Annotated in this window: 21 protein-coding genes and 1 pseudogene; 9 read left to right on the forward strand and 13 right to left on the reverse strand. The window is 64.7% G+C overall.

Annotation, left to right across the window (positions count from 1 at the left end; all coding sequences use genetic code 11):
* Window positions 1-113: 113 nt before the first annotated feature.
* The 4 genes from pykF to AB5Y50_RS12890 all read left to right on the forward strand — a co-directional run bounded on the left by pykF (window position 114) and on the right by AB5Y50_RS12890 (window position 6778).
* Window positions 114-1526 (forward strand): pyruvate kinase PykF, encoded by a 1413-nt coding sequence (gene pykF / locus AB5Y50_RS12875; protein ID WP_010673615.1) that lies wholly within the window; start codon window positions 114-116, stop codon window positions 1524-1526.
* A gap of 149 nt (window positions 1527-1675) precedes the next feature.
* The gene (gene mscK / locus AB5Y50_RS12880) at window positions 1676-4993 is read left to right on the forward strand and encodes a mechanosensitive channel MscK (RefSeq protein WP_223930651.1); all 3318 of its coding nucleotides are present in this window, start codon (window positions 1676-1678) and stop codon (window positions 4991-4993) included.
* A gap of 120 nt (window positions 4994-5113) precedes the next feature.
* A complete protein-coding gene (locus AB5Y50_RS12885) occupies window positions 5114-5722 on the forward strand; it encodes a LysE family translocator (protein ID WP_010673613.1) in 609 nt (202 codons plus the stop codon).
* 57 nt (window positions 5723-5779) lie between these two features.
* A complete protein-coding gene (locus AB5Y50_RS12890; RefSeq protein ID WP_323579999.1) occupies window positions 5780-6778 on the forward strand; it encodes a beta-propeller fold lactonase family protein in 999 nt (332 codons plus the stop codon).
* A gap of 63 nt (window positions 6779-6841) precedes the next feature.
* Here the strand turns inward: AB5Y50_RS12890 and AB5Y50_RS12895 are convergent, their stop codons facing one another.
* A complete protein-coding gene (locus AB5Y50_RS12895; RefSeq protein WP_160838012.1) occupies window positions 6842-7582 on the reverse strand; it encodes a dienelactone hydrolase family protein in 741 nt (246 codons plus the stop codon).
* A gap of 144 nt (window positions 7583-7726) precedes the next feature.
* Window positions 7727-8965: a uracil-xanthine permease family protein gene (locus tag AB5Y50_RS12900; RefSeq protein WP_041213272.1), complete on the reverse strand. Its 1239-nt coding sequence runs from the start codon at window positions 8963-8965 to the stop codon at window positions 7727-7729.
* 317 nt (window positions 8966-9282) lie between these two features.
* On the opposite strand from AB5Y50_RS12900, the gene AB5Y50_RS12905 reads away from it, so the two are divergent.
* Complete coding sequence (locus AB5Y50_RS12905; protein ID WP_368162945.1) at window positions 9283-10476, forward strand: Hint domain-containing homing endonuclease; 1194 nt, start codon at window positions 9283-9285, stop codon at window positions 10474-10476.
* Window positions 10477-10593: 117 nt separating this feature from the next.
* On the opposite strand, the gene AB5Y50_RS12910 is transcribed toward AB5Y50_RS12905, so the two are convergent.
* The gene (locus AB5Y50_RS12910; protein WP_216986802.1) at window positions 10594-12303 is read right to left on the reverse strand and encodes an NAD-dependent malic enzyme; all 1710 of its coding nucleotides are present in this window, start codon (window positions 12301-12303) and stop codon (window positions 10594-10596) included.
* A 220-nt stretch (window positions 12304-12523) separates the two neighbouring features.
* On the opposite strand from AB5Y50_RS12910, the gene mobA reads away from it, so the two are divergent.
* From mobA to AB5Y50_RS12925, 3 genes and pseudogenes are all read left to right on the forward strand, one after another.
* Complete coding sequence (mobA, locus tag AB5Y50_RS12915; RefSeq protein ID WP_368162946.1) at window positions 12524-13138, forward strand: molybdenum cofactor guanylyltransferase MobA; 615 nt, start codon at window positions 12524-12526, stop codon at window positions 13136-13138.
* Window positions 13135-13620, forward strand: a pseudogene (gene mobB, locus AB5Y50_RS12920) (molybdopterin-guanine dinucleotide biosynthesis protein B); the annotation flags it as partial. The gene mobA and the pseudogene mobB, both read left to right, overlap by 4 nt.
* Window positions 13621-13965: 345 nt before the next feature.
* Window positions 13966-15042: an FUSC family protein gene (locus tag AB5Y50_RS12925; RefSeq protein WP_368162948.1), complete on the forward strand. Its 1077-nt coding sequence runs from the start codon at window positions 13966-13968 to the stop codon at window positions 15040-15042.
* 69 nt (window positions 15043-15111) lie between these two features.
* Here AB5Y50_RS12925 and AB5Y50_RS12930 read toward each other — a convergent pair whose 3' ends face one another.
* From AB5Y50_RS12930 to AB5Y50_RS12965, 8 genes are all read right to left on the reverse strand, one after another.
* Window positions 15112-16485, reverse strand: a complete 1374-nt coding sequence (locus tag AB5Y50_RS12930) for an HD-GYP domain-containing protein (RefSeq protein WP_201890202.1) — start codon at window positions 16483-16485, stop codon at window positions 15112-15114.
* Window positions 16486-16569: 84 nt separating this feature from the next.
* Window positions 16570-17127, reverse strand: coding sequence for a DUF3332 domain-containing protein (locus tag AB5Y50_RS12935; RefSeq protein ID WP_182936033.1), 558 nt, complete (start codon window positions 17125-17127; stop codon window positions 16570-16572).
* A 144-nt stretch (window positions 17128-17271) separates the two neighbouring features.
* Complete coding sequence (locus tag AB5Y50_RS12940) at window positions 17272-18567, reverse strand: PAS domain-containing methyl-accepting chemotaxis protein (RefSeq protein ID WP_202042205.1); 1296 nt, start codon at window positions 18565-18567, stop codon at window positions 17272-17274.
* A gap of 200 nt (window positions 18568-18767) precedes the next feature.
* A complete protein-coding gene (locus AB5Y50_RS12945; protein ID WP_182957656.1) occupies window positions 18768-19232 on the reverse strand; it encodes a GNAT family N-acetyltransferase in 465 nt (154 codons plus the stop codon).
* Between the two features lie 60 nt (window positions 19233-19292).
* Window positions 19293-19748 carry a DoxX family protein gene (locus AB5Y50_RS12950; RefSeq protein ID WP_041213281.1) on the reverse strand — a complete coding sequence of 152 codons (456 nt, stop codon included), beginning with the start codon at window positions 19746-19748 and terminating at the stop codon, window positions 19293-19295.
* The gene (locus AB5Y50_RS12955; RefSeq protein WP_223930620.1) at window positions 19745-20497 is read right to left on the reverse strand and encodes a DNA-binding domain-containing protein; all 753 of its coding nucleotides are present in this window, start codon (window positions 20495-20497) and stop codon (window positions 19745-19747) included. Before AB5Y50_RS12955 ends, AB5Y50_RS12950 begins: the two co-directional genes overlap by 4 nt.
* Complete coding sequence (locus AB5Y50_RS12960) at window positions 20490-21332, reverse strand: DUF692 domain-containing protein (protein ID WP_223930619.1); 843 nt, start codon at window positions 21330-21332, stop codon at window positions 20490-20492. Before AB5Y50_RS12960 ends, AB5Y50_RS12955 begins: the two co-directional genes overlap by 8 nt.
* Window positions 21333-21391: 59 nt before the next feature.
* Window positions 21392-21655, reverse strand: a complete 264-nt coding sequence (locus tag AB5Y50_RS12965) for a DUF2282 domain-containing protein (RefSeq protein ID WP_010673595.1) — start codon at window positions 21653-21655, stop codon at window positions 21392-21394.
* A 298-nt stretch (window positions 21656-21953) separates the two neighbouring features.
* Here AB5Y50_RS12965 and AB5Y50_RS12970 point away from each other — a divergent pair, with 298 nt between their 5' ends.
* Entirely contained in the window at window positions 21954-23978 is a 2025-nt protein-coding gene (locus tag AB5Y50_RS12970) for a BCCT family transporter (RefSeq protein WP_223930618.1), read from the forward strand.
* 159 nt (window positions 23979-24137) lie between these two features.
* Here the strand turns inward: AB5Y50_RS12970 and AB5Y50_RS12975 are convergent, their stop codons facing one another.
* Entirely contained in the window at window positions 24138-24518 is a 381-nt protein-coding gene (locus AB5Y50_RS12975; protein WP_223930617.1) for a hypothetical protein, read from the reverse strand.
* A gap of 225 nt (window positions 24519-24743) precedes the next feature.
* On the reverse strand, window positions 24744-25237 hold a 494-nt coding region (locus AB5Y50_RS12980; protein WP_368162502.1), incomplete at its 5' end, for an IS4 family transposase.

Below are 25237 nucleotides of genomic sequence, written 5' to 3' on the forward strand. Positions count from 1 at the left end.
TTATCTTTCAAATTGAGGCCGTTTTCGCTCAAAACGTTGTTTCTGGATCATAAAAAGTATCCAAAAACTGGTGTATATTGCACGGCGGAAATTCCTTAACCATGAAGACTGACATGAAAAAGACCAAAATCGTCTGCACCATCGGTCCCAAGACCGAATCCAAAGAAATGCTGGGCAAGATGCTGGATGCCGGCATGAACGTCATGCGCCTGAACTTCTCCCACGGCGACTACGCCGAACACGGTGGTCGCATCAGCAACCTGCGCGCTGTCATGGCCGAAACCGGCAAGCACGCAGCCATCCTGCTGGACACCAAGGGTCCGGAAATCCGCACCATCAAGCTCGAAGGCGGCAACGACGTCTCCCTGGTCGCCGGCCAGACCTTCACCTTCACCACCGACCAGACCGTGGTGGGCAACAAAGACAAAGTCGCCGTCACCTATGCCGGTTTTGCCAGCGACCTGCGCGTCGGCAACCGCATCCTGGTTGACGACGGCCTGATTGGCCTGGACGTCATCGAAATCACCGAGCGCGAAGTGATCTGTAAAGTGCTCAACAACGGTGACCTGGGCGAGAACAAGGGCATCAACCTGCCGGGCGTCTCCATCAAGCTGCCGGCCCTGGCCGAGAAAGACAAGCGCGACCTCATCTTCGGTTGCGAGCAAGGCGTTGATTTCGTTGCCGCCTCCTTCATTCGCAAGAAAGAAGACGTGCTGGAAATCCGTGAGCACCTGAAAGCCCACGGCGGCGAGAACATCCAGATCATCTCCAAGATCGAAAACCAGGAAGGCCTGGACAACTTCGACGAGATCCTGGCTGTCTCCGACGGCATCATGGTTGCCCGTGGCGACATGGGTGTCGAGATCCCGGTAGAAGAAGTGATCTTTGCCCAGAAGATGATCATCGAGAAGTGCAACAAAGCCCGCAAAGTGGTCATCACCGCCACCCAGATGCTGGACTCCATGATCAAGAACCCGCGTCCGACACGCGCCGAAGCTGGCGACGTGGCCAACGCCATCCTGGACGGTACCGACGCAGTCATGCTGTCCGGTGAGTCCGCCAAGGGCAAGTACCCGCTGGAAGCCGTGACCATCATGGCCACCATCTGCGAGCGTACCGATGCCGTGATGCCGTCCAACCTGTCTGCTGCCAACGACAGCAACAAGCTGCGCATCACCGAAGCGGTCTGCAAAGGCGCGGTAGAGACCTCCGAGAAGCTGGACGCCCCGCTGATCGTGGTTGCCACCGAAGGCGGCAAGTCTGCCAAGGCCATCCGCAAGTACTTCCCGAAAGCCTGGATCCTGGCCATCACCACCAACAAGAAGACCGCTGCCCAGCTGGTGCTGACCAAGGGTGTGGTTGCTCACGTGGTTGACTCCATCGCCTCCACCGACGACTTCTATCGCATCGGCAAAGAAGCTGCGCTGGAAATCGGCATGGGCGTGAAGGGTGACGTGGTTGTCATGGTCTCCGGTGCCCTGGTACCGAGCGGTACCACCAACACCGCCTCCGTTCACGTACTGTAATCAGTCCTGAACCGATGAAAGCGGCGCCTGCGGGCGCCGTTTTTTTTTATCTCTCCCCCTGCTGCCCCTCTTGCGCCGGTGCTAGAATCCACGCGGATTTTACCCTGGTGGAAAATCCCCCGAACATCGCATAATCACCCGGACGCTTTATGCTCTCAACACGCTTCAAAAGAGCCTCGGCCACCCTGCTGCCGCTGCTCTGTTTACTCATCACCTTCTGGACCCCGAGCACCCTGGCGCAGGATCTGCCCCAGCGCGCCACCGTGCAGCGGGCGCTCGACGCCCTCGGCAAATCGGACACCCCCACGGCCAGCCAGCAGGCGGACCAGAAGTTCCTGACTGACACCCTCTCCCTCCTCGACAGCATCGACAAGGAGAAGACCAAGGCCAAAACCCAGAGCGAACGCCTGCGCACCCTGCCGGCAGAGCTCAAGGAGATCGGCGCCAAGCTCGACGCCCTGACCCAGGGCAAAAGCCCGGAGCAGCTCAAGAGCGAATACGCCACCATGAGCCTGGCGGAGCTCGATGCCCGCCAACCCGAGATCATGGCCAACATGCAGGCGGCCCAGGAGGCCCTTGGCACCATCGGCAGCCAGATCACCAACCTGCAGACCCTGCCGGAGCGGGCCCAAGCCAGCATGAGCCGCGCCTATCAGCGCAGCCAGGAGATCCGCACCCGCCTCAACGCCGGGGACGGGGTGAGCAGCGCCGAGAAAATGAAGCTTAATGCCGAGCTGGCCCTGCTGGATCTGCAACTGGCCAACCTGCAAAAGGAGCTGGACAACCGCACCAGCATGCAGGATCTGGTGGTCAAGCAACGGGACTACCAGAGTGCCCGTCTCGCCAGTGAAGAGCAGAAACTGCAGGCATTGCAGGAGCAGAGCAGCGCCAAGCGCCTGGGGGATACCGAGAAGACCGCCGAAGAGACCGGCGAACTGGTGGCCGCCGAAGACAACCCCCTGGTGCAAAAAGAGCAGGAGCTCAACTACCAGCTCAGCCAGCAGCTCATCAGCTCCACCAACAGCCTCAACACCCTGGCCCAGAAGAACCTGCAGGCGAAGAGCATGCTGGAGCGCGGCACCCAGACCGAGCGCAACCTCAACGAACAGGTGCAGATGCTCAAGGGCAACCTGCTGCTCTCGCGCATCCTCTATCAGCTCTACCAGCAGCTGGAAGCGGCCCCCTCCACCCTGGTGAAGAACCTGGAGGAGCAGATCGCCGACCTGCACCTGGCCCAGTTCGAACTGAGCCAGCAGCGTGACCAGCTGTTCCAGAAGAACCAGTATCTGGACAACCTCATCGCCAGCAGCGGCGAGACGGTGAGCGACGAAGACAGGGCCAGCCTTGCCAAGCTCATCGACACCCGCATCGGCCTGCTGGATCAGCTCAACCGCCAGATGGATGCCCAGCTCACCAACGCCATCAGCCTGCAACTGACCCAGCAGCAGCTGACCCGGGTCTATGCCTCCATCGAGTTCACCCTGCAACAGCACATCTTCTGGGTGAGCAGCAACAAGCCCATCGATGCCAAGTGGTTCATCACCTGGCCGGCCCAGGCCTTCAAGCAGGCCTCCGACTGGGTGCTGAAACCGGACTGGAGCGGCTGGGGCGACATGCTGCTGGCGGTCTCCCTGCTCTCCCTGCCGCTGCTGCTGGTGGGCGGCCTGCTGCTGTGGAAGCGCGGCACCCTGCTCGAGCGCCAGAAGAAGATCGTCAAGGATCTGGGACGTTTTCGTCAGGACAGCCAGTGGCACACCCCCCGTGCTCTGCTGTTCACCGTGCTGCAACGCCTGCCGGGCACCCTCTTCATCCTGGCCGCCGGCCTGCTGCTCGCCTATTGCGGTCTGCTGAGCCCGAGGCTCATCTTCCAGATCACCCTGAACCTGGCCCTCGGCTACCTGGTGTTCAGCGTCTACCTGTCTGTGATGCGACCGGGGGGCATCGGCGAGACCCACTTCCGCATGCCGCGGGACGAGCTGCAGGCCAAGCGCAACAGCATGCGCTACCTCTGGCTGCCCCTGCTGCCCCTCATCATGCTGTCGACCAAGGCGGTGGTGGAGCCCTCCTCCCTTGGCAACGACGTCATCGGCCAGGGCATGACCATGCTGCTGCTGGGGCTGACCGCCTACCTGGTGCTGCCCATCTCCCGCGCCCGCATCAAGGGCGAGGCGAGCATGTTGCAGACCCTGACCGCCGTCGCCCTGGCGCTGGCGCCGGTGGCCCTGATGGTGCTGGCAGCCCTTGGCTACTACTACACGGCCCTGAAACTCACCGGCAGGCTCATCGAGTCCTTCTACCTCATCATCATCTGGGGTCTGGTCTATCGCACCGCCCTGCGCGGTCTTGAACTGGCGGCCCGTCGTCTGGCCTATCGCCGCGCGGTCGCCAAACGGGAACACAAGACCCAGGAGGATGCGGAAGGAGGCGAAGCCATCGAAGAGCAGCCCATGGATCTGGAAGAGGTCAGCCAGCAGTCCCTGCGTCTGACCCGCATCATGCTGCTGCTGGTGTTCGGCGTCGCCTTCTACTGGCTCTGGTCTGATCTGGTGGCGGTCTTCACCTACCTCGACAGCGTGGTGCTGTGGCACAAGAGCGAGGGGACCGGAGCCAACGCCGTGCTCTATCCCATCAGCCTGAGCGATGTGTTGACCGGCCTCTTCGTGTTTGGTGCGGCTCTGTCGCTGGCCCGCAACCTGCCGGGCCTGCTGGAGGTGCTGGTGCTCTCCAAGCTGCGCCTCGCCCAGGGCACGGCCTACGCCTTCACCACCATGCTCAACTACCTCCTGATCGGGGTGGGCAGCCTGACGGCGCTGGCCATGCTCGGGGTCCAGTGGGAGAAGCTGCAGTGGCTGGCCGCCGGTCTCTCGGTCGGTATCGGTTTCGGCATGCAGCAGATCGTCTCCAACTTCATCTCGGGCATCATCATCCTGTTCGAGCGCCCGGTGCGGATCGGCGACACCGTCACCATCGGCACCATCTCGGGCACGGTCAACAAGATCAGGATCCGCTCCACCACCCTCACCGACTTCGACCGCAAGGAGGTGATCATCCCGAACCAGCAGCTGATGATAGAGCGGCTCATCAACTGGTCCCTGTCCGACACCGTCACCCGGGTCATCGCCCGGGTCGGGGTGGCCTATGGCTCGGATCTGGATCTGACCCGCAAGCTGTTGATGCAGGCCGCCATGGAGAACAGCCGGGTGCTGAAAGACCCGGCCCCCATCGTTTACTTCCTCACCTTCGGGCCCAGCACCCTGGATCACGAGCTGCGCTTCTTCGTGAGCGAGCTGGGGGATCGCAACCCGGCCATCGACGAGCTGAACCGCCGCATCGACGTGCTGTTCCGCGAGCATGGCATCGAGATCGCGTTCAACCAGATGGACGTCTACATCAAGAACATGCAGGGAGACGAACAGAAGGTGGAATCCCGCCCGGCGCTGCCGCCGGCGGGGAACCAGCCCGTCTGATCCCGCCCGCTTCACAGGCCCCGTCACGGGGCCTGTTTTTTTCTGCCCGCCCCCCGCCTTGGAAAGCGCAGATCGCCCCCAATATAGGGAAGACAACGGACTGTCTGCACGAGGAACCCAATGGACTCGCTCTACGCCGTGGTGCTCTTTGCCATCTCGGCATCGGTCACCCCCGGCCCCAACAACATCATGGTGATGAGCGCCGGCGCCAGCGTCGGGATACGCAAGAGCCTGCCCCTGCTCATGGGGATCTGCGTCGGCTTCACCCTGATGCTGTTGCTGGTGGGGCTGGGCTTTGGCCAGCTCTTTACCCGCTTCCCCGAACTCCACATGTTCATCAAGTGCGCGGGCACCCTCTATCTGCTCTATCTTGCCTGGCTCATCGCCCGCCCGACGGACGGGATGGCTGACAGCAACGGGACCCGCCCGTTCGGCTTTTTCAAGGGTGCCCTGTTCCAGTGGGTCAATGCCAAGGCCTGGGTGGTCGCCACCGGCGCCATCGCCGCCTTCACCAGCGCGGGGAGCGACCCCTTTGAGCAGCACCTCGTCATCGCCCTGACCTTCTTCATCGTCTCTTTCCCCTGCGTCGGACTCTGGCTCCTGTGCGGTTCCCTGCTCAAGCGCTGGCTGGCAAACGATCTTGCCCGTCGCCGCTTCAACCAGGTGATGGCAGCCCTGCTGGTACTGTCAGTGGTGCCCGTCATTCGCGAGATCCTGATCCCCGCCTGAGACGCCGGGACTCCCCTTTCCCTTGACCCGACGGATGGCCGTCGCAAAGGAGATGCAATGCAACAAGTGGTCTATGTGGCCAACCCGGTGAGCGGGTTGATCCATGTGTTTCGCCTCGAGGCAGGCACCCTCGCCCCGCTGCAGGAAGTGCAGACCGGCGGCGAGGTGCAGCCCCTGGTCATCAGCCCGGACCGGCGCTGGCTCCATGCGGGGGTGCGCCCCGATTTTCGGGTGCTGAGCTTCCCCATCGCCGCCGATGGGCGGCTCGGGGCCCCGACCTCGGCGCCGCTGCTCGGCAGCGCCTCCCACACCTGCACGGACGACAGCGGCCGCCTCTTCTTTGCCGCCTCCTACGCCTTCAACCACGTCACCGTCTCCCGCCAGGATCAGGCGGGCCGGATGCAGCCCCCTCACCAGCGTCTCGACCACCTGATGGCGGCCCACTCGGTCACCTGGCTCCCGGGGCAAAACGGGGAGCAGGAGCTGCTGGTGGCCTGCCTGAAAGAGGACAGGGTGCGCCGCTTTGCCCTGGTGGACGAGAAGCTGGTTCCCCATCCCTTGGGGGACATTCACACCGCCCCCGGCGCCGGGCCCCGCCATCTGGCACTGCACCCGGACAACGGCGATCTCTATTGCCTCAACGAACTCGACGCCACCCTCAATCGCTACCACAGGGAGGCGGACGGACAGATAGTGGCGCGCGAGAGCCTGGACATGCTGCCCCCAGGCTATGAGGGGGAGCGCTGGGGCGCCGACCTGCACCTGACCCCGGATGGACGTTTTCTCTACACCAGCGAACGGGCCAGCAGCCTGCTAACCCTGTTCGGCGTCTCCCCCCAGGATGGCGCCCTCACCCCCCTCGGCCACTTCCCGACCGAGGCCTGTCCCCGGGGCTTTGCCATCGACCACAGCGGCCACTGGCTCATCGCGACCGGGCAGCAATCACACGAGGTGGCGCTGCATGCCATCGACCCCGAAAGCGGCCAGCTCACCCCGGGCCCACGGAGCGAGGTGGGCAAGGGGGCCATGTGGGTGAGGGTGCTCGCCCTCCCCTGAGATGGCGAAAAACGGGCATAAAAAAAGCCATGGCACTGCCATGGCCTGTGTGAACCGGCCCCATCAGGAGCCGGTCACCTCCTTCAGGAAACCGGTGAAACGCTGCCAGGACTTGGCATCGGCATCGGCGCGGTAGTTGTCCGAGCCAAAGACGCTGAACGCGTGGGGAGCGCCGCTGTAGCTGGTCGCCTCGTGCTTCACCCCGGCGCTCTCCAGCTCGGCCACCAGCGCCGCAAACTGACCCAGAGAGACCGCCTCGTCGGCGCTGCCGTGCTGGACAAGCAACTGTCCCTTCACCTCTTTGTAGTCCTGCCCGGCCGGGGTCTCCAGCCCGCCGTGTACGCTCACCACCCCCTTGAGATCCGCCCCGCTGCGGGCCAGCTCCAGTACGGCGGCGCCGCCAAAGCAGTAACCGAGGGCCACCGCATTGTCGAGCCGCCCCCCCTGCCTGCCCGCCTCCGCCAATCCCCCTTGCAGCAGGGTGCGCATCCTGGTCCTGTCCTGATAGAGGGCCCCGGTGAGGCGTTTCTTGTCTTCCACCGTGCCCGGCCTGACCCCGGCACCGAACAAATCGACGGCAAAGACACTGTAGCCCAGGGCCACCAGCATCTCGGCCCGCTTGATCTCGTAACCGTTGAGCCCGTCCCAGTCGTGCACCAGCACCACCAGAGGGGCCTCCTTGTCGGCACCCGCCAGGTAATAGCCCTCGAACGGCTTGCCTTCGACCTCGTAGCGCACCGCACCGGCCTCGGCCGCGCCGCTCCCCATCAGCCCCAGCAGGGCCAGGATCCATGCCCTCTTCATCCTTTCATCCTCTCCCGTCAATGGTGCCCCTGAGTGTAGCCGCTTCACATGGGAGCCCGGGTTCAGTGGTACGCAGGCAAAAAAAGAGAGGCCACCCGAAGGTGGCCTCTTTTTCATCATCTCAACGTACAGCAAGCCAGGCGCTTAATCCTTGGCGCTCTCCATGGCACCCGTTTCGGAGTGCTGGGGCAGGATGAGGTTGAGCAGGATCGCCGCCACCGAGGCCAGCCCCACGCCCGCCAGGGCGAAGTCACCGATCTTCATCTCCAGGGCGCCGACACCCACGGTCAGGGTCACCGCCACGATGGCGATGTTGCGGGACAGCCCCAGATCCACCTTGGACTCCACCAGGGTCTTGAGACCGATGGCGGCGATGGATCCGAACAGCAGCAGCATGATGCCGCCCATCACCGGCATGGGGATGGAGGTGAGCAGGGCGTTGAACTTGCCGAAGAAGGCCAGAATGATGGCGAACACCGCGGCCCAGGTCATGGTGACCGGGTTGAAGTTGCGGGTGATCATCACGGCGCCGGTCACTTCTGCATAGGTGGTGACGGGGGGACCACCGATGAAACCGGCGAAGCAGACGCCGATGCCGTCACCGGCCAGGGTGCGGTGCAGGCCCGGATCCTTGGTGTAGTCCTTGCCGGTCACGCCGCCGATGGCCAACACGCCGCCGATGTGCTCGATGCAGGGGGCGATGGCCACCGGCAGCATGAAGAGGGCCGCGGCCCAGTTGATCTCCGGGGTCTCGAAGTGGGGCAGCGCCAGCCAGGGGGCGTTGACCATCCCATCGAAACTCACCTGGCCCATCAGCACGGCAGAGACATAACCGGCGATGACACCGCACAGGATGGGGATGAGCTTGATCCAGCCCTTGCAGAACACGGCGGCAATCAGGGTGACCGCCAGCGAGATCCCCGCCAGGGTCAGCGCCGTGGTGGCAGGCACCACCTGCTCACCGCCGGCACGGCCCATGGCCATGTTGCAGGCTACCTGGGCCACCGACAGGCCGATCACCATGATGACGGGACCGATAACCACGGGGGGCAGCAGCTTGTGCACGAAGCCCATGCCACGAGCGCGGATGATGGCAGCCAGGATGAAATACATGAAGCCCGCGGCAAACAGACCGAACATGGTGGAGGGCAGACCCCAGGTCTGGGTGGCATAGATGATGGGGGCGATGAAGGCGAAGCTGGAGCCGAGGAAGATCGGCACCTGACGACGGGTGCAGAGCTGGAACAGCAGGGTGCCTACACCGGCGCCAAGCAGGGCCATGGAGGGATTCAGACCGGTGAGCAGGGGCACCAGCACCATGGCACCGAAGGCGACAAACAGAATTTGCAGCCCGGCGACGCTTTGCTTGACCAAGGAAAACATGGGTATCCTTAATTTTTTGATAACTGACAGGGATATTTGACACTTTTCAGTCATCACAAGACGTTTTCAAGGCAGCCAACGGACCAAACGGCGTCATTTGTTGCCTTTTACTGCTTGGGGAGGGCATGAAACTGGCTTTTTAGGCGGGATTCGCTGCTACAAGCATCGAGGAAGCGATTTTACGCACTTTTATGGCCAACGCCAATCGTTTTTCCGGCGAGTTGACATGACAAGGCTTTCAACTGGTCGACGCAGATGCCCCCCCAATCCCCTCTCTATACTCGAAGGCGTGACCCCACACCGACAAGGAGTTCCCCATGTCACTGCCCTCGTTCAAACCCAGCCAGCGCCGACTGCTGCTGGGTTCGGCCATCGCCCTGGCCCTGTTCGCCACCCCGCTGAGCTATGACTTCGACCACCACCAGTGGCAGGCAAACCAGGCCCATGCCAAGTCCTGCTTCATCGCCGGTACCCGCATCCTGATGGCCGATGGCAGCGAACGCCCCATCGAGACCCTGCGGGTCGGCGATCGGGTGCGGGACAGGCACGGGCAGAGCAACCGCATCCAGGCCATCGAGCGGGTGGCGCTGGGGGCGCGCAGGCTCTACGGGCTCAATCATCTGCCCCCCTTCTTTACCGCCGAGCACCCCTTCCTCACCACCCAGGGCTGGGCGGCCATCGCACCGGCCATGACCCGCACCGAAAACCCGGCCCTCGCCGTGCTGCCGCTCTTTACCGGCATGCACCTGCTGGGTTGGTCAGAGGGGGGCAGCGCGGGCAACCTGGCGCTGGCGCCGCACCCTGTCGAACTGCCGGTGGCCTCCCTCTTCTGGGTTGATGCCCCGCCCGCCACGGCGCTGTTCAACCTGATCCTCGATGGCAGCCACAGCTATGTGGCCAATGGGTTGATCGTGCACAACAAAGGGGGGGATGGCGGCGGCAACAGTGGTAGCGGAGGCGGCAACAGCGGCGGCGGAGGCAGCAACAGCGGCGGCGGAGGCAGCAACAGCGGCGGCGGAGGCAGCAACAGCGGCGGCGGAGGCAGCAACAGCGGCGGCGGAGGCAGCAGCAGCAGCGGTGGGGGCAATAGTAGCCACAGTGGAAACAATAGCGGAAATGGAGGCAATAGTAGCCATAACGGAAACAATGGCGGGGACGACAGCGGCCACGGCGGCGATGACCGTGGTCAGGGCGAACATGCCGGTGGCGACCAGCACGCTGGCGGCGATCGCCACGGCGTGGACGCCGTCGACGCCAATGGCAACAAGCTTCGAGGCGATGGCAGCGTGGACGACAACGGCGTGGACGCCGTCGACGCCAATGGCAACAAGCTTCGGGGCGATGGCAGCGTCGATGACAACGGCGTGGACGCCGTCGACGCCAATGGCAACAAGCTTCGAGGCGACGGCAGCGTCGATGACAACGGTGTGGACGCCGTCGATGCCAGTGGCAACAAGCTTCGGGGCGACGGCAGCGTCGATGACCGCCTGGTGCCCCCGCCCGCTCAATAAGTGGCAGCGTCCTGCCCCGCACACACAGCAGGGCGGAAAACAGAGAGGGTGGCCTGGGCCACCCTCTCTGTTTCTATGGCATCGTCATGCCCGCGACACGTGCGGGCAGGTCGCACCTCAGACCCGGCGATAGGGCAGGTAGACCGGCTCCCACATATGGCTCAGGATGTGCTCTTGCAGATCCTGACCGATGAGCGGGTGGGAGGGGTCGCGGCGCACGATATCCTTGAGCACCGCGGTCGCCACGTGCACCGAGATGTTGCGCAGCTCGCTGATCCTCGGGTAGACGGTGCCCCGGGCGAGATCCGCCTCACTCACGCACTCCGCGAGCGCAAAGGCGGCGGTGGTGAAGATGTCCGGGCTTATCTCGCGGATCTGGCTGACGATGGCCGCCAGCCCCACCCCGGGGAAGATGAAGACGTTGTTGCCCTGACCGATGCGATAATCCTGCCCCTCATGATGCACGTCCTTGAACGGGCTGCCGGTGGCGACGATGGCGCGCCCCTGGCTCCAGCGGAAGATGTCTTCCGGCAGGGCCTCGCAGTTGGCGGTGGGGTTGGAGAGGGGGAACACCATGGGGCGATCGCAGTGGGCCAGCATCAGCTGGATGTGCTCCTCCTGGAAGGCGCCACCGGCGCCGCTGGTGCCGAGCAGCACTGTGATGGGCACGTGGCGCAGCACCTCGGTCAGCCCCGCCTTGCCCTGCAGATCCCACTGGGCCAGCAAGAGGCCCGGCTTGGCGTAGCGGCGCTTGTACTCATCCAGCCCCTCGCGGTTGTCACACACCAGCCCCTGGGTATCCAGGATGTAGATGCGATCCCGCGCCGCCTGCGGGTCAAGCCCCTCGCGGATCATCCCCGCGCAGATCTGATCCGCCACCCCGACCCCGCCGGCTCCGGCCCCGTAGACCAGGTAGTGCTGCTGGCCCAGGGTTTCCCCCTTGGATTTGACGGCCCCAATGATGCCCGCCAGCACCACGGCCCCGGTGCCCTGGATGTCGTCATTGAACGACGGCAGCGCCTGCTGGTAGCGGGCCAGGTTGTTGAAGGCGTTGGACTTGCTGAAGTCCTCCCACTGCAGCACGGCGTTGGGGAAGTGGCGCTTGACCCCGGCCACGAACTTGTCGATGAAGTCGTCGTACTCCTTGCCGCGAATGCGCCTGTGGGGCTGCCCCAGGTACATGGGGTCATCCAGCAGCGCCTGGTTGTCGGTGCCCACGTCCAGCGCGATGGGCAGGCAGCAGGCGGGGTGGATGCCCGCCCCCAGGGTATAGAGGGCGAGCTTGCCGATGGGAATGCCCATACCCCCCACCCCCTGATCGCCGATGCCGAGGATCCCCTGGCTGTCGGTCACGACGATGATGCGCACCGCCTTGGCATCCATGTGGCGGGCGAGGGAGCCCATGTCATCGACGTTCTTCGGGGTGATGTAGAGGCCGCGCGGCTTCTGGAAGCGGTGGCTGAACTCCTGGCACGCCTTGCCCACGGTCGGGGTGTAGATGTAGGGAGTCATCTCCTCCACGTGGCGGGACAGGAGGGCGTAGAACAGGGTTTCGTTGCGATCCTGCAAGGCTCGCAGGTTCTGGTACTTCTCGATGTCGCTGCAGGCGCTCAGGAAGGCCTCATAAACCCGCTCCAGCTGGGCTTCGAAAGTCTGCACCTGAGGCGGCAAGAGGCCGCCCAGCTCAAAATCGGCCCGCTCCTGTTCGGTGAAGGCGGTACCCTTGTTGAGGTTGCGATCGTTGAGCAGATTGGTGCCCGTCAGCGCAACGGGGCGAAAATCGTGACCCTGTGCATCTTTCCACAGCAGATATTGTCCGGTAGCCATAGTCATTCTCTTTGATTTACATGAAGTTGCCATCAGGCAGGAGAGCAAGAATCAGAATGCTGGGGATCATATGACGTTTGCCGATCCGGTTTTGTGAGCTTGGACAAACCCTGCGGCCAAAGGCGCCTTTGCCGGGGCAGCCGAGGTTGCTCCCGCGCCCGCCTTGGCGCAAGATCCCGACACGCCCCTGTGGGCATCCCTTTGCGAGCAACGGAGCACCATGACCCCTTCCTCTTCCCCCGCTTTTCTCGTCAGCGGCGTCATCCTCGCGGGCGGTCGCGCCACCCGCATGGGGGGCGATGACAAGGGCTGGGTGCCCCTCGCGGGCACTCCCCTGATCCAGCACGTGCTGACCCGCCTGCGCCCCCAGGTGGACGAGGTGCTGATCAACGCCAACCGCAGCCAGGCTCGCTACCGGCAGCTTGCCCCCGTCATCGGAGACGCGCAGGCCGACTTCCAGGGGCCGCTGGCCGGCATGCTGGCGGGGCTGACGGCGGCCCGTCACGACTGGGTGCTGTTCGTCCCCTGTGACGGCCCCGCCCTGCCCCTTGATCTGATGACCCGCTTTCGCGCCGCCATCACCCCGGACACCGATCTGGTGGTGGCCCACGACGGGGAGCACCTCCAGCCCGTGGTCGCCCTGCTGCGCCGCGCCCTGCGCCCCTCTCTGCAACAGGCGCTGGCGGACGGGGAGCGCAAGACAGGGGCCTGGTTTGCCCGCCACCGGATGGCGGTGGTGCCCTTTGCCGATCTGCCCGACGCCTTCGTCAACCTCAACAGCCCGGCCGAACTCGCCGCCTGGGAGGCGAGGCTGCGGGAAAGGGGCGCGCCATGAGCCCCCTGCCCCTGCTCGGCTTCGTCGCCTGGAGCGGCACCGGCAAGACCACCCTGCTGGAGCGCCTCATCCCGCGCCTGGTGGCACGCGGTCTGCGCCTCGGGGTGCTCAAGCACACCCATCACGCCTTTGACATGGACCAACCCGGCAAGGACAGCCACCGCCTGCGCCAGGCGGGCGCCACCCAGGTGATGGCGGCCTCCGACCGGCGCCACGCCCTGATCCGGGAGACCCCGGAGGGGGAGCCCCCCTTCGAGGCGCTGCTGGCCCGCTTCGATGCGAGCGCCCTGGATCTGCTGTTGGTCGAGGGGTTCAAGCACAGGCGCTTTCCCAAGGTGGAGCTGTATCGCGCCGCCATCGGCCGGCCCCTGCTCTTCCCCGATGATCCTGACATCGTCGCCCTCGTGAGCGACGCTCCCCAGGCCACGACCCTGCCCCGATTCCCCTTCGAGGATCTGGAGGCCATCGCCGACTTCATCTGCGCCCGGTTGCCCCCGCACGCCCCCCGTCAGTCCCCGCCGCCCCTTCGCCTCTGCGCCCGGCTGCTGGCGGCCCTGCCCCCATCGGCAGAGCAGGGCGTTGTGCCCGGCTTGCTCAGTCAGGACGAGGCGGGCACCCTGCTGGTGCGCCCGGTGGATGGGGGCCACGACAGTGCCAACTGCCGCATCGAACGGGCGCCGGGTAGCGCGGCCCTTCCCCCCGGCGAGCGGGTCATGGTGCGCCTGCCGACAGGTGCGCCCGCATGAACCGGAGAAACGACGCAGGTCAAGGCGAATGCCGTCCCCCTTGCTATCCTCACCACCCTGACCCGAGATAAGAGAACGCCCTTGCGCCTCAATGCCCCGCTCTCCCGCTTCGATCTGCTCATCTATGGCCGCTACCGCCTGGTCCACGGCCTGCGCATCGCCCTGGCCTTCACCCTCACCTTCCTGCTGACCCGGGAGCTCAAGCTGCCGGAGAGCACCTGGCCCCTCATCACCCTGGTGGTGATGGGCCCCATCTCGTTCTGGGGCAACGTGCTGTCGCGCGCCCTGCAACGGGTGGTGGGCACCGTCTTTGGCGCCGCCTGCGGGGTGGTGGCCCTCTATCTGGAGCTCTACTCCCTGCCTCTCATGCTGGCCTGGTGCTGCGCCATCATGTTCCTGTGCGGCTACCTGGCGCTCGGCAAGCGCCCCTATGTGGGGCTGCTCATCGGCATCACCCTGGGGGTCATCGTCGGCGGGGTGCCCGGGGACATCGAGACCGCGATCTGGCGCAGCGGCGACGTCATCCTGGGGTCGGTGCTGGCCCTGCTGTTTTGCAGCATCTACCCCCAGCGGGCCTATACCCACTGGCGTCTGCAGATGCACGACACCCTGCAGCAGGCCGGGCGGCTCTACCACACCCACCTCTCCCCCAACGTGCTGGAGCGCCCCAAGCTCACCCGAAGCCATGCCCGCCTGCTCGCCAAAATAGTCAGCCTGCGCCCCCTGCTGGCCCCGGCGGTCAAGGAGACCCGCCTTGGCAGCCCGCTGTTCGAGGCGACCCAGACCACCCTTCGCAACAGCGTCTGTACCCTGGAGATGCTGGCCAACACCTATTGGCGGGATCGCCAGAGCCACTTCCTGATGCAGAGCCACCCGGGGCTTCGCGCCTGCCAGCAGGCGACGGAGTCGGTGCTCACCGAACTCGCCCTCATGCTCAAGAGCGGCGATACCACGGCAGCCGACCAGGCCATCGGCCGCCTGCAAGAGGCCGCTGCCCGGCTCGATGGGGACGCAAGCCAGGCGCCAGGCCAGGGACACGACCCCACCCTTGGCGGCTACCTCTGGCTCAATCTCCATCTCATCGAGCAGCTCGCCCACCTCCATCGCCTGCTGGGGCTGGTGCTGCAACCCTATGCCAAACCCTCGGCCCGCCCCTGATCGCGCCTCCTGCAACCGCCCACAAACAAGCCCCGCCGTTGCGGGGCTTGTTTGTCTCGGGCTCGCGCCTTAGCTTGCACGAGCCAGGGGCTGCTCGGGAGTGAGGTAGAGGGAGAAGTCCTCTATCCCCGCCTTCAGGGCGGCAAAGCAGTCGGGGTCGATTGCCGTGCCCAGGTTTTCCGCCATCATCTCCAGGGCCCTTGGCACCGGGATGGCATCCCGATAGGGGCGCTTGGCGGTGATGGCATCGAAGATGTCGGCGGTGGTGATGATGCGCGTCTCCAGGGTGATCGCCTCCCCCTTGAGCCCCTTGGGGTAGCCCTTGCCGTCGAGTCGCTCATGGTGGGCACCAGCCACCAGGGCCAGCTCCTCGAAGGCGCCGATGCGGCCCAGGATCTCCTCGGTGTAGGCGGCATGCATCTGCACCGCCGCCCACTCCTGCTCGTCAAGCTTGCCCGGCTTGTCGAGGATGGCGTTGCTCACCCCGAGCTTGCCCACATCGTGAAGCAGGGCACCCCGCTTGAGCCAGCGTCGCCGTGGCTCGGACAGCCCCATCTGGGCGGCGAGGATGTCGGTATAGAGAGCTACCCTGCCGCTGTGCCCCGCGGTATAGGGGCTCTTGGAGTCCACCACCTGGCCGAAGGCCGCCGCTATCTCATCCAGATAATCCTCATCCAGCGCCACCTCCCCCTGCCCCGCCGGGTGGGCGAAGACCCGCTCCGCCAACGCGGGATCCGCCAGCCCTTGCCAGAAGGCCTCGTCTGCCAGCGCCTCGAAGGCGCTGACCAGGGCGGGATCAAACCAGTTGCCGCTGCGCTCGCGCAGCTCCCTCATCGCCGCGTCCGGCCCGGCGGCGGCGTGAAACACGTCCACCACCTGACAGAGCAGGGCGATGCGGGAGAAGAGCGGGATGGCCTCCCCCGCCAGTTGTTGCGGTCGCCCTTTGCCGCTCCAGTGCTCATCCAGGGAGAGGATCCCCTGGGCCACCTCGTCGCTGAAACGCAACTGGCGGGCGATGTCCGCCCCCCGGTGGCAGCGGGTCAGGATCAGCTCGTTGGCTATCTGATCCCCGTTGCGAAAGATGTGGAACAGGCTGCGAAAGCGGCCCAGCAGATCCGCCTGCAAGCCGGTGTGGCCCAGCACGAAGTTGACCACCTCGGAGAGGGAGCCATCCACCAGCTTGAAGTCGCGCTTGAAGTGAAGATCGTCGGTGAGATAGAGCTCGCAGATGCGGGCGGCATTGCTGCTGCACCCCAGATCCTTGAGCAACAGAGTGTAGTAGAGGTCGTGGCGCTGCCGGGCATCCAGTCCCAGTTGCTCCCCCAGACGAGAGCCTATCCAGCAGCAGCGGATGCAGTGGCCTCTCGGCTGCCCTTCCGTCATGTCCAGGGCATGACTGAGAGAACCAATCAGCTCTGCCAAACGCAACCCGTTTACCGTCATAGCCCACTCCCTCTACATCGGGGCGTACTTGCCCGCAGGCATGTATAGCATTTGTCGGGAGTAAAGGATCAGGGGCGCGACAAATTATGCCTGCACCGCTCCCCGACTTGCCGCCGCATCGCGCTGCTCGCGGCTCAGGGTCGAGACCAGTTTGTCGTCCAGGTAGAGATCCAGTCGCTCCCCGCGCATCTCTCCCCGCATCAGGCTGCGCTGACCGTCGATGTAGTGGATCTCCATCTGGGCGGTGCGCTCGTCCGGGTAGCTCACCTGTACCTCGCGCACCCCTTGGGGCAGCAGGGCCAGCGGCACCTGGTTGAGGGCAGGATCCAGGTGCTGGTTCACCTTGATGATCGCATCGCTCTTCTGATCCACCAGGGCGGGCGACTTGCCGGTAATGGGGTTCTTGCCGGACCAGAATTCGATGGTGTTGAACACGAAGAGATCCGCCGTGGCCGCCAGGCCATAGACGGGGGAGAGCAGCACGAAGACGCCGGCACGACCGTAGCGGTTGTCCACCACGCTGAGGTTGCCCTTGGTCACCATGGAAGAGAGGCCCATCTGGCCCATGCAACCACCGAGCCCTAGGCTCGCCCCCATTCCCAGCAGCAGGGCCAGTGCCCTGCCTCTCTGTCGTACTGCCATTGTTGTCTACCTGCTCAATAAAAAGGAGGCGGCAGCCTAAACAAGGGGGCCGGGCGGCACAATGACGAAGGGGGGCGTCATACAGCCAGGGTTCAGCCTGGCCGTCCGATCGCTCACTCTGTTGGCAATCTTGCGGTCAGCCCCTCAGATGGAGAGGGCAGACACCGTCTGGGAGACCCTGTCCGCCTCCTGGTGGATCTCGCTCATCAGCTTGTCCACTCCGGCGATCTGCTGCTTGCCGAGTTCGGCGCTGCCCGCCACCCCGGCCATGTCGTCGGTCACCCTGGCGGTCAGCTCGCGGTTCTTCTGCACCACCCTGGCGATCTCGTCGGTAGAGAGCGACGTGCGGGCGGCCAGCTGGCGCACCTCGTCCGCCACCACCGCAAACCCGCGCCCCTGCTCCCCTGCCCGCGCCGCCTCGATGGCGGCGTTCAGGGCCAGCAGATTGGTCTGATCGGCGATGGCGCTGATGGTCGAGACGATGGCCTCGATGCTTCTGGACTGCTCGTTGAGTTGGCCGATGAGGGCGATGGCCTCATCCACCTGGGAGGCGATGAGGGAAGAGGTCTGCACCACGGCGCGCAGCAGGCCCGCCCCCTCCTCTGCGCTGTGCAGGGTCTCCTGGGCGGTGCTGTGGGCCAGGCGGGCAGCCTCCCGGGTGGCGTGGTTCTGCTCGATGCGCGCGGTGATGTCGCTGGCGAACTTCACCACCCGCACCACCTTGCCGCTGCCATCCCGGATGGGGTTGTAGGTCGCCTCCAGCCAGACGGCCTGCCCCCGGCTATTGTGGCGCATGAAGAGGCCGGATTTGAACTGGCCCCGGGCCAGCTCCTCCCAGAAACGGGGCTGCTCGCGCAGAAAGGCCTCGTCACAGAAGATCCTGTGGTGCCTGCCCGCGATCTCACTCAGGGTGTAACCCATGACGCTCAGGAAGTTGGCATTGGCATGGAGGATGTCGCCGTTCGGGGTGAACTCGATCATGGCCCGGGAGCGGTCCAGTGCCTCGGTCAGCGCCTCGAGCCGCCCAAGTCGCTGGTGCTGTTCGGTGACGTCGCTGGCAATCTTGAGTACCCGGGTCACCCGGCCCTGGTGCTTCACCGGGAAATAGGTCGCCTCCAGCCAGCGCGTCTCCCCCTGCCGGTTCACGCGCTCGAAGGTGCCTGACTGCACCTCCCCCTGAGCGAGACGCCGCCAGAACTGGCGATAGTCACCGGACTCCCCCCAGGCCCTCGGACAGAGCTGGCTGTGGGGCTGCCCAATCAGTTCGGCGGCCCCATATCCCATCAGGGCCAGGAAAGGAGTGCTCGCCTCCTGGATGATCCCCTCCGGGCTGAAGATGACGGTGGCGGCGCCCGCCTTGATCGCCTCTATGATGCCCTGCTCCTCGTCGAGCCGGGTCTGACATGCCTGCAACTGCGCTTTGAGCTTCTGATTGAACATGACACTTCTTCCTCGTTGACCATCCCCATGGGCACCACGGCCTCACCCACAGAGGGTATCGGCACCGCCAGCGCCGACATAAGTGGTCGGACGACTGAAACGAATGGGGCGCGCAGTGTATAGAAAAGCGGCGATGCCGCCAAGGGCTCCCAATACGCAGCCCAGGCGAAAGAGGATCAGCCCGGCGGTGAAAAAGGCGGCTAACGAGCGGGAACGCACTCAAGACAGGCGGGATTGCCGGCAAAGCCGAACCGTTCGTAGATAGCGCGCCCATCACTGCTGGCATGGAGCCACAGCTTGCCCAGTTGCTGCTCGCGGGCATACGCCACCATGGCCACCAGCAGGGCGTTCGCCATTCCCCGTCTGCGCCAGACCGGCCGGGTGTAGATGTTGAGCAGGTACCCTTCCCGCCCCGCCAGATTGCCCGGGTAGGGCGGGCGCACGAAGAGTGCCAGGGTGGCGCACGCCACCACCTCGCCCTCCTCTTCCACCACCCAGCTACGGGCGCAGCCCTCTTCCTGCGCCTGAATGAAGTAGGCCTGCGTCGCCTCCCTGAGGACCGGATCCTCATCGGGGCGGGCAAGTTCCCCCACCTCACAAAAGAGCGCCATGCGCAGTGTCGTCAGGGCGGGAATATCGGCCGCCAGCGCCTCGCGAACCTTCATCTCTTCTCCTTTGCATTCCTTTCCCACCCGTCAGTCAGGCAGGGCTCGTGTGCGGCCACCTTACGCCGGAGGCGAGCGACGGGCAAGGCGCCAGCTGTCGAGCCCCAGGGGGCCCGCCCCCCACACGGCCAGGGTCAGCAGCATCCAGCCCCACAACTGGTGATCGTGAAAGCCCCCCGCCCAGAGGGCCGGGTAGGAGATGACCGCCATGGCGTTGAAGCCAAACAGCAGCAAGGCGACCGGACGGGTGAAGAGGCCCGCCAGCAGGAAGAGGGGCAGCAACAGCTCGGTCGCCGTGCCCGCATAGGCCGCCCACTGCCAGGGCAGCAGGGGCACCTGATATTCGAACTCGAACAGATAGAGGGTGCTGTCCCAGGCCGTTAACTTGAGCCAGCCGGATCGCAGAAAAATGGTGGCGACCCAGAGCCTGGCAAGCAGCAACAGGCCACCGCTGCACCAGGGCAAGATGCGTTCAACAAGGGGGCCAAGGGGCCTGGCAAGGGTTTGCGTTGTCATGGGGCAAGCTCCAGATCGACCAGCAGGTCGAGGGTGATGAGGGGGGCCAGGTGTTCGGCCATGGCGGGATCCTGAGCCAGCAGGCTGGCCAGCGGCCTGCCCTGCAGGCAGCCTTGCAGCAGACGCCAGGCGGCGGCATCCAGGGGAATGGGGTCGATCCGGTGTCCGGGGCGTTTCTTGAGTGCCAGGGAGCAGACAGCATCCAGCTCCCTGACCGTCTCACCGCCGTGCAGGGCCATCTGCCAGAGCGCCAGCACCGGATGGGGGCTCTCCAGGAGTTGCAGATCGCAGGCAGGATGCAGCACCAGCCGCTCCCAGTGCTCAGGGGTCATGGCGGCAAGCCGCTCGGCAGGCCAGCGCCGCGTCTCTGGTGCAAGCAGCGAGACCCGCTCCAGCCCCCACTCGAAGCGGGCCAGATCCCCGAGCCAGGGCAACGCGGCCGTGGTGGGCAAGCGTGCCAGCCAGTCGCCAAAGCCCTCCCCGTAGTCCATGACGCTCCCCTCCTCCAGAGGTGCCGCCAGCACGAACCCTCGTGCCGCCGCCTCAAAGAAGGTCTCGCCAACCATGGCGCGTACCGCGGGGTAGCTGCTGGCGAGCACCTCGGTGAGGCCGAGGATGAAGTTGTTGCGATAGATCTGCAACAGGGCGTCGGGGGCAAAGCGCCCCGGCTGGACGTGCCCGAGGATGGCATCATCCTGGCCGAGCAGACCGCTCGCAAAAGCGCGTTGCAGGGAAGCAAGCTCAGACATGGGCGGCCTCCCTGGATGTTTGCTGTGCCGCGCTCAGGATCTCGCTGGCACGCTGCGCCTCTCCCAGCAGCACCGGCAGCGGGGGGATCGCCAGATCCCATTCAATCAGGGTGGGGATGGCGCGCTGCTGGCAGACCTGCTCGTAGAGCGCCCAGACGGGCTCGGCCACGGGGGTGCTGTGGGTGTCGATATAGAGGGGCCCCTGAGGCAGGTGCTTCTCGGTAAAACCGGCCAGGTGAATTTCGCCGACCGTGTCGAGGTCGATAGTCGCCAGATAGTCGTCCACCTCCAGGCCGTGATTGACCGCGCTCACATGGAGGTTGTTGAGATCGAGCAGGACGCCGCAACCGCTGCGCCCAGCCAGCTCGGCCAGAAACTCGGCCTCCCCCATCTCCCCCGCCAGTTGCAGGTAGGAGGAGGGATTCTCGATGAGCAGTTGTCTGCCCAGTGTCTGCTGCACCCGATCTATCTTGTCGCTCATGTGCAAAAGAGCGGCCCGGGTGTAGGGCATGGGCAGCAGATCGTTGAAATAACGCCCGCCGATGCTGCCCCAGCTCAGGTGCTCCGACACCCGCACCGGCGAGATGGCCGCCACCAGGGCTGCCAGCTGGCGCAGGTGCCCGGCATCGAGAGGATCGGCGGAGCCCAGCGACATGCCGACTCCGTGAAGGCTCACGGGGTAGTGCCTCGCAAGCTCCCCCAGCACCTCGAAGCCCTGGCTGTGGCGCTCGAAGTAGTTTTCGCTGTGTACCTCAAGCCAGCCCACTCCGGGCAGGGTGTGGCGGATCTCGTCGTAGTGCGGGGGGCGTAAACCGATACCGATCAAGGGGTTCATTGCTGGGCTCTCAATAGATAGGGCCATGATGTGGCGGGCGCCACACCATGGCATGCGGCTTACTTGGGTTGCAGGGACCCGCCAGCGAGCTTCTCGCACAGCCCCTTGGGCACCACCACGAAGGCATCCCCCTGGGCATCCATCTTGGCGGTGCCGGCGCAGGATCCGCCCTTGGTGGCGCAGTCGTTCTTGCCCGCCTTGACCACGCCGTAGCACTTCTCCTTGTCATCCGCAGCCATGGCCGGCGCGGCGATGAACTGGGCACCCAGGGCCAGCAGACCCGTCATGGCAGAGGCGATGGCAGTACTTTTTTTCACGTTCATGTCTCTATTCCTTGTTGTCGAGAGTGATGTCTCCGGCGCATCTCATCCGGCTACGTTCAATAGAACCGGACGAGGGGGGAAAAGATTTCCCAAAAAACGGCATCAACTCGCTATTAACAAACAAGAAAGCGGTAACCATCTGATTTAATGGAATAAGTTACGATAAAAAAAACAGGACGACGAGTGCCTCCCCCACGGTGCTCATGGCCGCTGACCCCGTCACTCGCCGTCCATCCCTTGTCTGCTTTGCACCCGAGGGGCCTATAGTGTCTTGAGTCCTTCCACCCAAAGGTGTCCCATGAACGCTCCCCGTCCCTCCAGATGCACCCTGTCGCTGCCCATCTTCATCCCGGGCCTGCTCTTCATCCTGGCGCTGCTGGCCATCTGCTCCCTGGCCCCGGAGGCCGCCGCCCGCTTCTTCGGCAGCGGCCAGAGCTGGATAGCCCAGCACTTCAGCTGGTTCTATGTGCTGGTGGTCGGCATGTTCCTGATCCTGCTGCTGGTGATCGCCTTCAGCCACTTTGGCAACATTCGCCTCGGGCCGGACGATGCCCGCCCGGAGTTCAGCTTCACCTCCTGGCTCGCCATGCTGTTCGCCGCCGGGATGGGGATAGGGCTCATGTATTTCGGGGTGGGCGAGCCCATGAGTCACTTCGTCTCCCCGCCCCAGGCGACGCCCCTGACCCAGGTGGCCGCCCGCGAAGCCATGGTCACCACCTTCTTCCACTGGGGCTTTCACGCCTGGGCCATCTACGCCATCGTCGGCCTGGTGCTGGCCTACTTCGGCTTTCGCTACAACCTGCCCCTGACCATCCGCTCCGGCCTCTATCCCATCTTCAAGGAGAAGATCCACGGGCCGCTCGGCCACGCGGTGGACGTCTTCGCCCTGGTGGGCACCATCTTCGGCATCGCCACCACCCTGGGCTATGGCGTGATGCAACTCTCGGCGGGGATCACCCGCCTCACCGGCATGGACACCTCGGGGGAGCTGTTTCGCTTCGGCCTCATCGGGGTCGTCATCGCCCTCGCCGGCATCTCGGCGGTCACCGGTCTCGACAAGGGGGTGAAGCGCCTCTCCGAGCTCAACCTCTTTCTCGCCATCGTGCTCCTGCTGTTCGTGCTGGTGGCCGGCCCCACCCAGTACCTGCTGGGAGCCCTCTCGGAGAACATTGGCAACTATGTCTCCTCTTTAAGCCAGCTCACCTTCCGCACCTTCACCTACAGCGAGCCCCGCCAGGCGGGCTGGTTCGGCAACTGGACCCTGCTCTACTGGGCCTGGTGGATCTCCTGGTCCCCCTTCGTCGGCCTCTTCATCGCCCGCATCTCCCGCGGACGCACCCTGCGCGAATTCATCCTCGGCGTCCTGTTCGTGCCCACCGCCTTCAACCTGCTCTGGATGACGGTGTTCGGCAACGCCGCCATCTGGGCCAGCCAGCATGAGGGGGGCACAAGCCTCATCGACTCGGTCGGCAACATCGACACCCTGCTGTTCAACTTCTTTGACCTCTTGCCGGGAGCGGACATCACCTCGGCCCTCGCGGTGATCCTCATCAGCGTCTTCTTCGTCACCTCCGCCGACTCGGGCGCCTTCGTCATCGACAACATCGCTACCCAGGGCAAGGAGGGCTCACCGGTCTGGCAGCGCCTGTTCTGGGCTCTGCTGCTCGGGGTCACCGCGGGTACCCTGATGAGCACAGGGGGGCTGGCGGCACTCCAGTCCATGACCCTCATCGCCGCCCTGCCGTTTGCCTTCATCATGGTGCTGCTCTGCCTCGGACTCTGCCGCGGCCTTGTCGCAGACAAGGAGCACTCGGCCAGGCGCCTCTCCCCCGCCACTGACTTCTGGAACGGCAAGCAGTGGCGCACCCGGATGGATCACCTGCTGCGCCCCTCCACCGAGCAGGAGGCCCGCGCCTTTGTGGACAAGGTCGCCCTGCCCGCCCTGACGGCCCTGAGTCAGGAGTTCGCTGCCCGGGGCATCACCAGCCGGGTCGAAGAGGATGGGCCGGATCAGTGCCATCTGCTGGTGCCCCAGCAGGGTCGCCGGGACTTCTGCTACGGGGTGCGCATCGAGGCCCGCCCCGCCCCCGCCTTCAACCCTCTGGAGGCGGCCCACAACCACGATCCCGAGGCCCGCATCTTCGAGCCCATCACCTATTTTGCCGATGGCCGTGCCGGTTACGACATCCAGTACCTGACCCGGGACGAGCTGAGTGCCGACGTCTTGCGCCAGTACGAGCGCTATCTGGTGCTGAGCCAGGACGAGGGGCAGGATCTGCTGAGCAGCGCCCCCGAACATACCCAGCCAACCCAGGGAGAGTGATGACCAGGCAGGGATCAAGTCAGCTCCCCGCTCACAGCTTATGGCCGGGCACACTGGCGGCGAGGGCTGCCCCCACCACCCATCACAACAGAGAAAGGGGCCCCAGGGCCCCTTTCTCGTCACTGCCTCAACCTGCGTTGGTGTCAGAGCCTCACCGGCTCAGGCGGTTTTCACGCACTTCTGGATAAAGCTGTTCTTGGCCGCCCCGGCGAGCTTCTTGTCCGCCGCCGCCTTCTCGCACTGGGTCGCCTTGTCGGCGGCCCCGTCCGTCTTCAGGCACTTTTGCACGAAGCTGTTCTTGGCCGCGCCAGCCAGCTTCTTGTCGGCAGCCGCTTTCTCGCACTGGCTTGCCTTGACACTGGCGGAGGCATCCTTGACGCACTTGCCCACAAAGCTGGTCTTGGCGGCGCCCGCCAGCTTCTTCACCGCCGCCTGGGCCTCACACTCTTGCTGCGCGCCAGAGGTCGCGCTCTGGGCCACCCCCATTCCCATGCCCATGACCGTCACACACAGACTCAACACCATCAGGATCCGCTTCATATGTCACACTCCCATTGTTCTATCCATTGTGGTTGGCCCCCACTCACGCGGGCCAAACGAGGCACCCTTGCCTCGCTGCACTATAGTCGCCCCTCCCCGTGACAACAAAATGCCCCTTCCTTCTCGACAATCCCCTCCCAGGCCCTCCCTGCGCCCACCCGGGCCTTAGTTCCAATTGTTGAGCTGGCGCAAAAATTCAGCGCTTCCCTACGGTCTGTCTCTTGATCAGATCTTGATCCCCTGTGCCATCAAATCCTTGGCGGCAAGAAAGCCATCCAGTTTACTTTGCAGGGCTTCCCAGCCTTCCCAGAGGGCGCCCCAGCTGGCAATTCCGGTTCGCTTGCTGTCCATAAAGCCCCCCAGTCTGGCTATCGCCATGTAGGCCCACTGCAAGCTCCCGGCGCGCTCTTTGCGCTTGCGTTTTCCCTTGTCCAGATAGCCCAGTAGCTGACATTCATCCGGGGTCAGCACCGTTTCTGCGGACTGGCTTTCTACGTGCTCCGCTTCTTTTAGCAGCCCTTGTGCCCTGAGCGCTTGCGGCAGGGTGAAGCTTTCTCTGAGCTGTAACAGCCTGACTGCAACAAACGAGAGGATCGAGACCATGCGCTCCAGATTATCCGGCTCCTCCATGCGTTGCCTCTCGGCTCCTGCTCCGGTTTTCCATGCCTTATGGAACTCCTCGATCCGCCAGCGATGGGTATAAATGTCGATGACGCGCA

It is taken from the genome of Aeromonas sp. s6 (genome assembly GCF_040907815.1).
Taxonomy (GTDB): domain Bacteria; phylum Pseudomonadota; class Gammaproteobacteria; order Enterobacterales; family Aeromonadaceae; genus Aeromonas; species Aeromonas caviae.

What these genes read in the sequence shown, in the direction of transcription:
- AB5Y50_RS12970 (WP_223930618.1), top strand. Translation starts at nt 21,954, where the DNA reads ATGAACGCTCCCCGTCCCTCCAGATGCACCCTGTCGCTGCCCATCTTC.
- AB5Y50_RS12965 (WP_010673595.1), bottom strand. Translation starts at nt 21,655, where the DNA reads ATGAACGTGAAAAAAAGTACTGCCATCGCCTCTGCCATGACGGGTCTG.
- AB5Y50_RS12930 (WP_201890202.1), bottom strand. Translation starts at nt 16,485, where the DNA reads ATGACGGTAAACGGGTTGCGTTTGGCAGAGCTGATTGGTTCTCTCAGT.
- AB5Y50_RS12955 (WP_223930620.1), bottom strand. Translation starts at nt 20,497, where the DNA reads ATGTCTGAGCTTGCTTCCCTGCAACGCGCTTTTGCGAGCGGTCTGCTC.
- pykF (WP_010673615.1), top strand. Translation starts at nt 114, where the DNA reads ATGAAAAAGACCAAAATCGTCTGCACCATCGGTCCCAAGACCGAATCC.
- AB5Y50_RS12935 (WP_182936033.1), bottom strand. Translation starts at nt 17,127, where the DNA reads ATGGCAGTACGACAGAGAGGCAGGGCACTGGCCCTGCTGCTGGGAATG.
- mobA (WP_368162946.1), top strand. Translation starts at nt 12,524, where the DNA reads ATGACCCCTTCCTCTTCCCCCGCTTTTCTCGTCAGCGGCGTCATCCTC.
- AB5Y50_RS12885 (WP_010673613.1), top strand. Translation starts at nt 5,114, where the DNA reads ATGGACTCGCTCTACGCCGTGGTGCTCTTTGCCATCTCGGCATCGGTC.
- AB5Y50_RS12960 (WP_223930619.1), bottom strand. Translation starts at nt 21,332, where the DNA reads ATGAACCCCTTGATCGGTATCGGTTTACGCCCCCCGCACTACGACGAG.
- AB5Y50_RS12895 (WP_160838012.1), bottom strand. Translation starts at nt 7,582, where the DNA reads ATGAAGAGGGCATGGATCCTGGCCCTGCTGGGGCTGATGGGGAGCGGC.
- AB5Y50_RS12890 (WP_323579999.1), top strand. Translation starts at nt 5,780, where the DNA reads ATGCAACAAGTGGTCTATGTGGCCAACCCGGTGAGCGGGTTGATCCAT.
- mscK (WP_223930651.1), top strand. Translation starts at nt 1,676, where the DNA reads ATGCTCTCAACACGCTTCAAAAGAGCCTCGGCCACCCTGCTGCCGCTG.
- AB5Y50_RS12905 (WP_368162945.1), top strand. Translation starts at nt 9,283, where the DNA reads ATGTCACTGCCCTCGTTCAAACCCAGCCAGCGCCGACTGCTGCTGGGT.
- AB5Y50_RS12950 (WP_041213281.1), bottom strand. Translation starts at nt 19,748, where the DNA reads ATGACAACGCAAACCCTTGCCAGGCCCCTTGGCCCCCTTGTTGAACGC.
- AB5Y50_RS12910 (WP_216986802.1), bottom strand. Translation starts at nt 12,303, where the DNA reads ATGGCTACCGGACAATATCTGCTGTGGAAAGATGCACAGGGTCACGAT.
- AB5Y50_RS12975 (WP_223930617.1), bottom strand. Translation starts at nt 24,518, where the DNA reads ATGAAGCGGATCCTGATGGTGTTGAGTCTGTGTGTGACGGTCATGGGC.
- AB5Y50_RS12900 (WP_041213272.1), bottom strand. Translation starts at nt 8,965, where the DNA reads ATGTTTTCCTTGGTCAAGCAAAGCGTCGCCGGGCTGCAAATTCTGTTT.
- AB5Y50_RS12945 (WP_182957656.1), bottom strand. Translation starts at nt 19,232, where the DNA reads ATGAAGGTTCGCGAGGCGCTGGCGGCCGATATTCCCGCCCTGACGACA.
- AB5Y50_RS12940 (WP_202042205.1), bottom strand. Translation starts at nt 18,567, where the DNA reads ATGTTCAATCAGAAGCTCAAAGCGCAGTTGCAGGCATGTCAGACCCGG.